The sequence below is a fragment of the Streptomyces sp. LUP47B genome (assembly GCF_001746295.1).
GTDB lineage: Bacteria > Actinomycetota > Actinomycetes > Streptomycetales > Streptomycetaceae > Streptomyces.
This window is the reverse complement of record NZ_MJAH01000011.1, coordinates 1-10,825: the sequence shown is the minus strand read 5'-3', so window position 1 is coordinate 10,825 and position 10,825 is coordinate 1. Positions and strand designations below refer to the sequence as shown.

Genomic DNA, 10,825 nt, shown 5'->3' with positions numbered 1-10,825 from the left:
CCCCTGCCCCCTGCCCCCTGCCCCCCGACCCTTCGGCCCCTCCCCCCTCCCCCCTGCCCCCACTTCGCCTCCTCGTCCCCCTGGCTCCCCGCCCCCGACCCTGAACTGGTGCCCCCCGCCTCACCCGCGCCCACCCCCAAAGGCCTACCCAGGCGTGCGGAATGTCCCCCTCGGTTCGATATTGGCCGGTAACGGATCAGTCTTGAGGAGGCACTCCATGCGTGGAGCCACGCACGCCAAATGGGCCGCATGCGCGGCGGCGGTAGCCCTCGCGGGGACGGCCTGCGGCGGTGGGGACAGCGGCAGCAACAGCGGCAGCGGGAGCAGTGACGGCGGCGCCGTGCTGAGCTCCTCCTGGGGCGACCCGCAGAACCCGTTGGAGCCGGCCAACACCAACGAGGTGCAGGGCGGCAAGGTCCTCGACATGATCTTCCGGAGCCTGAAGAAGTACAACCCGGAGACCGGCAAGGCCGAGGACATGCTCGCCGAGAAGATCGAGACGAGCGACTCGCAGAACTTCACGATCACGGTCAAGACCGGCTGGACCTTCAGCAACGGCGAGAAGGTCACCGCCAAGTCGTTCGTGGACGCCTGGAACTACGGGGCCTCCCTCAAGAACAACCAGAAGAACGCCTACTTCTTCGGCTACATCGACGGCTACGACAAGACGCACCCGGAGGACGGCAGCAAGCAGAGCGCCGACACCCTCTCCGGACTGAAGGTCACCGGCGAGCAGACCTTCACCGTCAAGCTCAACCAGAAGTTCTCGACCTTCCCCGACACCCTCGGCTACCCCGCCTACGCCCCGCTCCCGCAGGCGTTCTTCAACGACCACTCGGCCTGGCTGCAGAAACCCGTCGGGAACGGGCCGTACACCATCGACTCGTACACCAAGGGCTCCCAGATGGCCCTGAAGAAGTGGGACGCCTACCCCGGCCCGGACAAGGCACAGAACGGCGGGGTGACCCTCAAGGTCTACACCGACAACAACACCGCCTACACCGACCTCCTGGCCGGCAACCTCGACCTGGTGGACGACGTCCCGGCCGCCCAGCTCAAGAACGCCAAGAGCGACCTCGGCGACCGCTACATCAACACCCCGGCCGGAATCATCCAGACCCTCGCCTTCCCGTTCTACGACAAGAAGTGGAACGCGGCCGGGTCGGAGAAGGTCCGCACCGGCCTCTCCCGGGCGATCAACCGCGACCAGATCACCGAGACCATCTTCCAGAAGACCCGCACCCCCGCCACCGACTGGACCTCCCCGGTCCTCGGCAAGGAGGGCGGCTTCCAGGACGGACTGTGCGGGGACGCCTGCGACTACGACCCCGCCGCCGCCAAGAAGCTCATCCAGGAAGGCGGCGGACTTCCCGGCGGCCAGATCAAGATCACGTACAACGCGGACACCGGCTCCCACAAGCAGTGGGTCGACGCCGTCTGCAACTCCATCAACAACGCGCTCGACAACGACAAGGCCTGCGTCGGCAACCCCGTCGGCACCTTCGCCGACTTCCGCAGCCAGATCACCGCGAAGAAGATGAGCGGCCCCTTCCGGGCGGGCTGGCAGATGGACTACCCGCTCATCCAGAACTTCCTCCAGCCGCTCTACTACACCAACGCCTCCTCCAACGACGGCAAGTGGTCCAACAAGGACTTCGACAAGCTCGTCAACGAGGCCAACGCCGAGACCGACACCACCAAGGCGGTGCAGAAGTTCCAGGAGGCCGAGAAGGTCGTACGGGACAACATGGCCGCCATCCCGCTCTGGTACCAGAACGGCAGCGCCGGCTACTCGGAGCGGCTCTCGAACGTGAAGCTCAACCCGTTCAGCGTCCCCGTCTACAACGAGATCAAGGTCGGCTGACCCCGCCATGGGACGGTACGTCGTCCGGCGCCTGCTCCAGATGATCCCCGTGTTCATCGGGTCGACGCTGCTGATCTTCCTCATGGTGGACGTGATGGGCGACCCCATCGCGGGCCTGTGCGGCGACAAGCAGTGCGACGCGGCGACGTCCGCCCAGCTCAAGAAGGAGTTCGGCCTCGACAAGCCGGTCTGGCAGCAGTACCTGACCTACATGGGGCACGTCTTCACCGGCGACTTCGGCACCGCGTTCAACGGCCAGAAGGTCACCGAGCTGATGGCGACGTCGTTCCCCGTGACCATCCGGCTGACGATCGTCGCGATCCTCATCGAGATCGTCGTCGGCATCACCCTGGGCGTGATCACCGGACTCAAGCGCGGCCGGCCCGTCGACACCTCGGTCCTCCTCCTCACCCTCGTCGTGATCTCCGTCCCCACCTTCGTCACCGGTCTGCTGCTCCAGCTCCTCCTCGGTGTCCGGTGGGGCTGGATCAAACCCTCGGTGTCCACGGAGGCCACCTTCGGCGAGCTGCTCGTTCCGGGCCTGGTCCTCGCGTCCGTGTCCCTGGCGTACGTGACCCGGCTGACCCGCACGTCGATCGCGGAGAACCGGCGCTCGGACTACGTCCGTACGGCGGTGGCCAAGGGTCTGCCGAGACAGCGGGTCATCGTGAGGCACCTGCTCCGCAACTCGCTCATCCCCGTGGTCACCTTCATCGGTACCGACATCGGCGCCCTGATGGGCGGCGCGATCGTCACCGAGCGCATCTTCAACATCCACGGCGTCGGCTACCAGCTCTACCAGGGCATCCTGCGCCAGAACACCCAGACCGTGGTCGGCTTCGTCACCGTCCTCGTCCTGGTCTTCCTGGTCGCCAACCTGCTCGTCGACCTCCTGTACGCCGTCCTCGACCCCAGGATCCGCTATGCCTGAACCCCAGGAACAAGAGGGAGCCATCGCCGGGACCGGAGCGGGGGGCGCGATGGATCTCGCGGTGAGCGAGGCGACCACTCTGGAGAAGGGCCCCGACGATACGACCCCTCTGGACAAACCCCGCTCCCTCTGGTCCGACGCCTGGCGCGACCTGCGCCGCAACCCCGTCTTCATCATCTCGGCCCTGGTGATCGTCTTCCTGGTCGTCATCTCCCTGTGGCCCTCGCTGATCACCTCGGGCAACCCCCTCAAGTGCGACCTCTCCAAGGCCCAGGAGGGCTCCCAGCCGGGCCATCCCTTCGGCTACGACGGCCAGGGCTGCGACGTCTACACGCGCACGGTGTACGGCGCCCGTACGTCGGTGACGGTGGGCGTATGCGCCACGCTGGGCGTCGCGATCCTGGGGTCGGTCCTCGGCGGCCTCGCCGGGTTCTTCGGAGGCATCTCGGACTCGATTCTGTCCCGCACGACCGACATCTTCTTCGCGATCCCGGTGGTCCTCGGCGGTCTGGTGCTCCTGTCGGTCGTCACGAGCAGCACGGTGTGGCCGGTCATCGGGTTCATGGTGCTGCTGGGCTGGCCGCAGATCTCCCGCATCGCGCGGGGCTCGGTCATCACCGCCAGACAGAACGACTACGTACAGGCGGCCAGAGCCCTCGGCGCCTCCAACTCCCGCCTGCTGCTGCGCCACATCGCCCCGAACGCGGTCGCCCCGGTGATCGTGGTCGCGACCATCGCGCTGGGCACCTACATCGCCCTGGAGGCGACCCTGTCGTATCTCGGCGTGGGCCTCAAACCCCCCACGGTCAGCTGGGGCATCGACATCTCCGCGGCCTCCGCCTACATCCGCAACGCCCCCCACATGCTCCTCTGGCCGGCCGGAGCCCTCGCGATCACGGTCCTCGCCTTCATCATGCTCGGCGACGCGGTCCGCGACGCCCTCGACCCGAAGCTGAGGTGAGCGGACGTGGTGCTGAGCGCGCGTGAGAGGTGCGGCAGTGCGACAGGGCGGACCCCGCGCTCCTGCCACCCGCACCAGGTCGACGTGTTGCCCGGCAGCGCCGCACCCGACGCGCACCCCGGAGCCGAGGCGAGTGGCAGCAGCCCCCTGCGACCGCAGCGCGCGGGCGGCCCGGGAACCGGTCGCGGCGCGGCACGGTGCGGCTCCCGGAGTCGTCGTCCGTTGCGCCACGTCGCTCCCGCTCCCGCTCCCGTCCATTCCTGTGCGGCGCCACCCGCGACGCCCCGACCCGAAGCCGAGGTGAGTCGCTGTGCTGCTCGAAGTGCGTGATCTGCATGTGGAGTTCAGGACCAGGGACGGGGTCGCCAAGGCGGTCAACGGGGTCGACTACGGGGTGGACGAGGGCGAGACCCTCGCCGTGCTCGGGGAGTCGGGGTCCGGGAAGTCGGTGACCGCGCAGGCGATCATGGGGATCCTCGACATTCCCCCGGGGAAGATCACCGGCGGCGAGATCGTCTTCCAGGGGCAGGACCTGCTGAAGCTGAAGGAGGACGAGCGGCGCAGGGTCCGTGGTGCCCAGATGGCGATGATCTTCCAGGACGCGCTGTCGTCGCTGAATCCCGTACTGAGCGTCGGAGACCAGCTCGGCGAGATGTTCGTCGTGCACCGCGGGATGTCGAAGAAGGACGCTCGGGCCAGGGCCGTCGACCTGATGGACCGGGTGCGCATCCCGGCCGCCAAGGAGCGGGTGAGGGACTATCCGCACCAGTTCTCCGGCGGCATGCGCCAGCGCATCATGATCGCGATGGCGCTCGCCCTGGAACCCGCGCTGATCATCGCCGACGAACCGACGACCGCGCTCGACGTCACCGTCCAGGCCCAGGTGATGGACCTGCTCGCCGAACTCCAGCGCGAGTACAACATGGGGCTCATCCTCATCACCCACGACCTCGGTGTCGTGGCGGACGTGGCCGACCGGATCGCCGTCATGTACGCCGGACGGATCGTCGAGCAGGCCCCCGTCCACGACATCTACAAGGCGCCGGCCCACCCCTACACCCGCGGACTGCTCGACTCCATCCCCCGTCTCGATCAGAAGGGGCAGGAGCTCTACGCCATCAAGGGACTGCCGCCCAACCTGATGAACATCCCGCCGGGTTGCGCGTTCAACCCCCGGTGCCCGATGGCCCGGGACGTGTGCCGCACGGACGTACCGCCTCTGTACGACGTCGACGACGGGCGGACGAGTGCCTGTCACTTCTGGACGGAGTGCCTCAATGGTTGAGCCGATCCTGGAAGTGGGTGGACTGGTCAAGCACTATCCCTTGACGCGAGGCATTCTGTTCAAGAAACACGTCGGTGCCGTCAAGGCCGTGGACGGTGTGGACTTCACGCTCAACAAGGGAGAGACCCTCGGCATCGTCGGGGAGTCCGGCTGTGGCAAGTCGACCGTCGCCAAGATGCTCGTCAATCTTGAGCGCCCGACGCAAGGGTTGATCAAGTACAAGGGCGAGGACATCACCAAGCTCTCCGGCAAGGCGCTCAAGTCGGTCCGCCGCAACATCCAGATGGTCTTCCAGGACCCGTACACCTCGCTCAACCCCCGTATGACGGTCGGCGACATCATCGGGGAGCCGTACGACATCCACCCCGAGGTGGCCCCCAAGGGCGACCGGCGCAGGAAGGTCCAGGACCTGCTGGACGTCGTGGGCCTCAACCCCGAGTACATCAACCGCTATCCGCACCAGTTCTCCGGCGGTCAGCGCCAGCGCATCGGCATCGCGCGCGGACTGGCCCTGCGCCCGGAGGTCATCGTCGCCGACGAACCGGTCTCCGCCCTCGACGTCTCCGTCCAGGCCCAGGTGATCAACCTTCTCGACCGGCTCCAGAGCGAGTTCGAGCTGTCGTATCTCTTCATCGCGCACGACCTGTCGATCGTCCGGCACATCTCGGACCGGGTCGGGGTGATGTACCTCGGGCGGATCGTCGAGATCGGCCGGGACGAGGAGATCTACGACCATCCGACGCACCCCTACACCCAGGCGCTGCTGTCCGCCGTGCCGTTGCCCGACCCGGAGGCCCGCGAGCACCGGGAGCGGATCATCCTCACGGGTGACGTCCCGTCCCCGACGAACATCCCGTCCGGGTGCCGCTTCCGCACCCGCTGCTGGAAGGCCCAGGAGCGCTGCGCGCTGGAGGTCCCGGCGCTGGCGGTGCCCGCGGAGTTCCGGTTCGCGGGCGGGCCCGCGGCACACGACTCGGCATGCCACTTCGCGGAGGAGAAGCAGGTCGTTCCGACCGAGGAGCCGGAGTAACACGGAGGCAACTTGGCTGACCCGGTTCCGATATACGGACGCGTCAGTCTCTACGACGTACGGCCGTGCGGGTGCCGTAAGCGGGCCGGGACGCGCCATGTCGTCCCGGCCCGCTGCTGTTCTTTGCGCCTGAACCGGCGCCGCTCTCGCGGACCTGGCTGGTGCTTCGTCGTGGTTCCTCAATTGATGGTTGCGGTGCTCCGTGGAGAGTCTCCGCTCAGCCCAACTTGAGAGCGCGCCGAAGGAAGTCCAGCTGAAGCCGCAGCAGGTTCTCCGCGACCGTCTCCTGCGGGGTCATGTGGGTCACACCGGACAGCGGCAGCACCTCGTGCGGGCGGCCGGCGGCCAGCAGGGCCGAGGACAGGCGCAGGGAGTGGGCGACCACCACGTTGTCGTCCGCTAGGCCGTGGATGATCATCATCGGGCGGTGCGGCTCGGCCGCGTCGACCAGGCCCTCGTCGTCGACCAGCGAGTTGCGGCGGTAGACCGCAGGCTGCTCGTCCGGGTGGCCGAGGTAGCGCTCCTGGTAGTGGGTGTCGTACAGGCGCAGATCGCTGACCGGGGCGCCGACCACCGCCGCGTGGAAGACGTCGGGCCGGCGCAGCACCGCGAGGGCCGCCAGATAGCCGCCGAAGGACCAGCCGCGGATCCCGACCCGGGAGAGGTCGAGAGGGAAGTCCGCGGCCAGTGCCTGGAGCGCGTCCACCTGGTCCTGGAGGACGACCGCCGCGAGGTCGTCCCGGACCGCCTTCTCCCAGGCGGGGGAGCGGCCCGGGGTGCCCCGGCCGTCGGCCACCACCACCGCGAAACCCTGGTCGGCGAACCACTGCGAGGTGAGGTGCGGATTGTGCGCGGCGACCACCCGCTGTCCGTGCGGACCCCCGTACGGGTCCAGCAAAACCGGAAGGGGGCTGTCACCGGCGTAGTCCTGCGGCATAAGCACGGCGCACGGGATCTTTCGTGCGCCCCCCTCGATGAGGGTCACGCGCGGGGTCAAACCGGGATCTTCCGCGTACGACGTGACAGTCGCCGTCTCCTTGCCGTCGCGCAGGACCCGAGCGCGTGCGCCCGGCCGGTCGAGGGCCGCCGACACCAGCACGGTCACGCCCCCGGCGCGCACCGCCGAGTGCACGCCCGGCTCCTGCAACACCCGCTCCACCCCGAGCTCGTTCACCCGGTAGACGTGCACCTCGCCGGTCTCCGGCGACTCGGCCTCCGTACCGGCCGACGCCGAGACCAGCACGTCGTCCTCGGTCACGTCCAGCACCGCGCGGACGTGCAACTGCGGGCCGGTCAGCGGGCGTTCACCTACCGCGAGCACCCGCGCGCCACCCTCGTCGGCGATCCGCACGAGCCGGCCCGAAGGGCTCCAACAGGGCACCCCGGGAAAAAGATCCAGCCAAGTTGGATCTTCGTCCGCGTGCACCATCCGGGTCGCCCCGGACTCCGCGTCCACCGCGAGATACAGCTGACTGCGCTGGTCGCGCGCCTGTACGAGCAGCAGCGGAGCGCCCGCCGCTGACCAGTGCACACGGGCCAGATACGGATAGCGCCCCCGGTCCCAGGAGACCTCCGTGCGGGCCCCGTCCAGGGCCAGCACGAACAGCCGTACGTCCGCGTTGGAGGTGCCCGCGGCCGGGTACGGGATGTGTTGTGGATCACGCTCCGGGTGGGCCGGGTCGGAGATCCACCAGCGCCGCACCGGCGTGTCGTCCACGCGCGCGACCAGCAGCCGGTCCGACTGCGGCGACCACCAGAACCCCCGTGACCGGCCCATCTCCTCGGCCGCGATGAACTCCGCGAGACCGTAGGTGACCTGGTCCGACTCCGGGACGGCCAGCGCCCGGTCCCCCTCGCCCTCGGCGCCCACGACCCTCAGGGCGCCCTGCGCGACGTACGCGATGTGCCGTCCGTCAGGGGCGGGGCGCGGGTCGATCACCGGTTTGGGGACGGGCAGTTCACGTGCTGTGCCGGCTCGCAGCTCCGCCGTGAAAAGCCGCCCTGACAAGGCGAAAGAGGCCAACTCGACGGCTGCATCGGTGGCGTAGCCGACGATGCCGGCACCGCCCTCGCGGCTGCGTTCGCGGCGCGCACGCTCCTCGGGTGAGAGGTGCTCCTCGGCGCCGCCCAGCAGGGCGCGCGGGTCGGCCGCCACGCGCTCCCCGCCGTCCGCCGTGTCGAGCACCCACAGTGAATTGGCCCGGTCGGTACCGGAGTTCGAGCGCAGGAACACGACACGCGATCCGTCGGGCGCCACGGTGAACGCGCGCGGCGCGCCGAGCGTGAAGCGCTGGGTGCGGGCGTGCCGGCGGGGAAAGGAGTCAGGCTCGGTCGTCATGCCCCGACCATATTGGCCATGCGCCCCCTTGTGCGGCCGTGCGCCGACGGATGCGCAGGCCCGGATAGTTATGATCACTACCGCATAGTGGGTAGGAACCTGCTGGCCTACGTATGGATTTATCTGCCCCCCTGGTCCGACCCCCCGCGCTCTTGGGATCTTTGGAGGTGAGCCGCCGTGGCACTCTCGATTTCGGCGGTGGTGCTGCTGGCGATCATCGTCTTCTTGTTGGTCAAGAAGTCGGGACTGAAGGGCGGGCACGCCGTCGTGTGCATCCTGCTCGGCTTCTATCTCGCGGCCTCTTCGATCGCACCGACGATCAGTGAGGTGACGACCAACATCGCGGGCATGATCAGCAGTATCAAGTTCTGACCCCACTGCGACGACCCGGCTGAGCGGGACTGTCGGTGGCTCCTCGTAGGGTGGGGCCATGACGGAACAGCCCGCTCGGCGTCTTCTCCTGGTGCACGCGCACCCGGACGACGAGTCGATCAACAACGGCGCGACCATGGCCAGGTACGCGGCCGAGGGCGCCCGGGTGACCCTGGTCACCTGCACCCTCGGCGAGCGTGGCGAGGTCATCCCGCCGGAGCTCCGGCATCTGACCGGCGCCGGCCTCGCTCAGGAGCGTGAGCGCGAGCTGGCTGCGGCCATGGAGCGACTGGGCGTCGAGGACTTCGGTTTCCTCGGCGGCCGCGGCCGGTACCAGGACTCCGGGATGCTGGGCACCGCCGACAACGACAACCCGCACTGCTTCTGGCGGGCCGACGTCGACGAGGCGGCCCGCCATCTCGTCGAGGTGATCCTGGAGGTGCGCCCCCAGGTCCTCGTCACCTACGACGAGAACGGCGGATACGGCCACCCCGACCACATCCAGGCCCACCGGGTCGCCATGCGCGCGGTGGAGCTCGCCGCCGGGACGGGCTGGACGATCGAGAAGGTCTACTGGAACCGCGTACCGCGCGCGGTCGGCGAGCAGGCCTTCGCCCGGCTCCACGACGACCTGCCCGGCCTCCCCTTCGCCAAGGCCGCCGTCCTCGACGACGTACCGGGTGTGGTGGACGACGAGCGCATCACCACGGAGATCGACGGCACGGCGTACACCGCCGCCAAGAGCGCCGCGATGGCCGCGCACGCGACCCAGATCGAAGTGTCGGGGGCGTACTTCGCGCTCTCGAACGAACTCGCGCAACCTCTCTTCACCACCGAGTACTACCAATTGGTGAGCGGGGAACACGGGAACACCAAGGAGACCGACCTGTTCTCCGGGATCGAGGGCGCATCATGAGCGACCGTACGTCGATGCCGGCCCAGCCCCTGCAGCGCCCCTCCGCCGGACGGGCCGCCGCCTACCTCGGTCTTTTCGTGCTCGGCGCGGTCGTCGGGCTCGCCGGAGCACTGGTGCAGGGCGGCTGGTTTCCGGGCGGACTGCTGCTCGCGCTGCTCGGCGAGGCCGGACTGCTGCTCGGCGGAGCGCGCGCCGCCGACAGCCGCGCCGGAGCCGTCGCGCCCGCGGGTGGCTGGATGATCGCCGTCATCTTTCTCACCGCCAGCCGTCCGGAAGGCGACTTCGTCTTCGCCGCAGGAAGCGGCTCCTATCTCTTCCTGCTCGGCGGCATGGCTGTGGCTGTGATCTGCGCCACCCTTGGGCGAGGGCGGCAACCGGGCGGCGACCCCGTCCGACTTGGCAAGTGACGTACCACTTCTTCGCATCGCGCGCGTGCGAGTCCCGTGTGGGTTTCCTCAGCGGTCGTGGGATACAGGCCAGAAGTGGCCAGTATGGTGGTGCGCGCCGCCGAGCCGCCCGAAGCACTGAGGTCGAAACGGGCGGTGGAGCCAACCAGGAGAACCTGCCTTGAGTCGTGAAACTGACAGTCCGTCCTCCGGGCCCAACGGGCGCGGCGGAGCCGCCTACCCCTCGGGCACGCCGCCGTACGGGACGCCCCAGGTGTCCGACGGCGGTCCGGACGCGGGCCGTTCGGCCGCGCAGCCGGAGGAACGCAAGACCGAGACCACGCTGACGACCCGGATCCGGATCAACATCCCCGGATCGCGGCCCATTCCGCCGGTCGTCGTGCGTCAGCCCGTCGGCGATTCGGAGAACTCCGGCGACAGAGGCCAGGACACTCAGGCGCCGGCGCCGAGTCCCTCCTCGACCACGGGCACCGTCGAACTGCCCGCCGATCCCGCGCCGCCCGCCGGCGAGGAGAAGGCGAGCGACTGGTTCGCGCCCCGCAAGTCCGGCCCCGCCAAGGGCGGTCCGGGCGAGGGTGCCACCAACGGAGCGGGTCTGCCGGGCGGTTCGGCCGCGGGTGTGCCCGGTGCCGGTGCGCCGGGTGCTGCGGGCCCGGGTGCCGGTGCGTCCGGTCCCCGTCACGGTGGCTCGAGCGCGGCCGCGTCCGGCGGTGCGCGTCCC

At 69.1% G+C, this 10,825-nt stretch carries 9 protein-coding genes and 1 pseudogene; 9 read left to right on the top strand and 1 reads right to left on the bottom strand.

The genetic code is table 11. From position 1 onward, the window contains the following. Nucleotides 1-217 precede the first annotated feature (217 nt). The 5 genes from BFN33_RS30120 (at nucleotide 218) to BFN33_RS30100 (ending at nucleotide 6,071) form a co-directional block, all read left to right on the top strand. On the top strand, nucleotides 218-1,864 hold the full coding sequence (locus tag BFN33_RS30120; protein ID WP_069763310.1) for an ABC transporter substrate-binding protein: 1,647 nt from the start codon (nucleotides 218-220) through the stop codon (nucleotides 1,862-1,864). 7 nt (nucleotides 1,865-1,871) lie between these two features. Beyond that, on the top strand, nucleotides 1,872-2,795 hold the full coding sequence (locus tag BFN33_RS30115; RefSeq protein WP_069763309.1) for an ABC transporter permease: 924 nt from the start codon (nucleotides 1,872-1,874) through the stop codon (nucleotides 2,793-2,795). After that, nucleotides 2,788-3,756: an ABC transporter permease gene (locus tag BFN33_RS30110; protein ID WP_069763308.1), complete on the top strand. Its 969-nt coding sequence runs from the start codon at nucleotides 2,788-2,790 to the stop codon at nucleotides 3,754-3,756. Before BFN33_RS30115 ends, BFN33_RS30110 begins: the two co-directional genes overlap by 8 nt. Before the next feature lie 310 nt (nucleotides 3,757-4,066). Next, nucleotides 4,067-5,041, top strand: coding sequence for an ABC transporter ATP-binding protein (locus BFN33_RS30105; protein ID WP_069763307.1), 975 nt, complete (start codon nucleotides 4,067-4,069; stop codon nucleotides 5,039-5,041). After that, nucleotides 5,034-6,071: an ABC transporter ATP-binding protein gene (locus BFN33_RS30100; RefSeq protein WP_069763306.1), complete on the top strand. Its 1,038-nt coding sequence runs from the start codon at nucleotides 5,034-5,036 to the stop codon at nucleotides 6,069-6,071. The genes BFN33_RS30105 and BFN33_RS30100 overlap by 8 nt, the downstream gene beginning before the upstream one ends. A gap of 217 nt (nucleotides 6,072-6,288) precedes the next feature. Here the strand turns inward: BFN33_RS30100 and BFN33_RS30095 are convergent, their stop codons facing one another. Next, entirely contained in the window at nucleotides 6,289-8,409 is a 2,121-nt protein-coding gene (locus BFN33_RS30095) for a S9 family peptidase (RefSeq protein ID WP_069763305.1), read from the bottom strand. Nucleotides 8,410-8,586: 177 nt separating this feature from the next. On the opposite strand from BFN33_RS30095, the gene BFN33_RS30090 reads away from it, so the two are divergent. From BFN33_RS30090 to BFN33_RS53305, 4 genes and pseudogenes are all read left to right on the top strand, one after another. Beyond that, entirely contained in the window at nucleotides 8,587-8,781 is a 195-nt protein-coding gene (locus BFN33_RS30090; RefSeq protein WP_057610034.1) for a hypothetical protein, read from the top strand. A gap of 58 nt (nucleotides 8,782-8,839) precedes the next feature. Further along, a complete protein-coding gene (gene mshB / locus BFN33_RS30085; protein WP_069763304.1) occupies nucleotides 8,840-9,697 on the top strand; it encodes an N-acetyl-1-D-myo-inositol-2-amino-2-deoxy-alpha-D-glucopyranoside deacetylase in 858 nt (285 codons plus the stop codon). Next, entirely contained in the window at nucleotides 9,694-10,104 is a 411-nt protein-coding gene (locus tag BFN33_RS30080) for a DUF6113 family protein (RefSeq protein ID WP_069763303.1), read from the top strand. The genes mshB and BFN33_RS30080 overlap by 4 nt, the downstream gene beginning before the upstream one ends. 160 nt (nucleotides 10,105-10,264) lie before the next feature. Beyond that, a pseudogene (locus BFN33_RS53305) lies at nucleotides 10,265-10,825 on the top strand (hypothetical protein); the annotation flags it as partial.

What these genes read in the sequence shown, in the direction of transcription:
- BFN33_RS30120 (WP_069763310.1), top strand. Translation starts at nt 218, where the DNA reads ATGCGTGGAGCCACGCACGCCAAATGGGCCGCATGCGCGGCGGCGGTA.
- BFN33_RS30115 (WP_069763309.1), top strand. Translation starts at nt 1,872, where the DNA reads ATGGGACGGTACGTCGTCCGGCGCCTGCTCCAGATGATCCCCGTGTTC.
- BFN33_RS30110 (WP_069763308.1), top strand. Translation starts at nt 2,788, where the DNA reads ATGCCTGAACCCCAGGAACAAGAGGGAGCCATCGCCGGGACCGGAGCG.
- BFN33_RS30100 (WP_069763306.1), top strand. Translation starts at nt 5,034, where the DNA reads ATGGTTGAGCCGATCCTGGAAGTGGGTGGACTGGTCAAGCACTATCCC.
- BFN33_RS30095 (WP_069763305.1), bottom strand. Translation starts at nt 8,409, where the DNA reads ATGACGACCGAGCCTGACTCCTTTCCCCGCCGGCACGCCCGCACCCAG.
- mshB (WP_069763304.1), top strand. Translation starts at nt 8,840, where the DNA reads ATGACGGAACAGCCCGCTCGGCGTCTTCTCCTGGTGCACGCGCACCCG.
- BFN33_RS30080 (WP_069763303.1), top strand. Translation starts at nt 9,694, where the DNA reads ATGAGCGACCGTACGTCGATGCCGGCCCAGCCCCTGCAGCGCCCCTCC.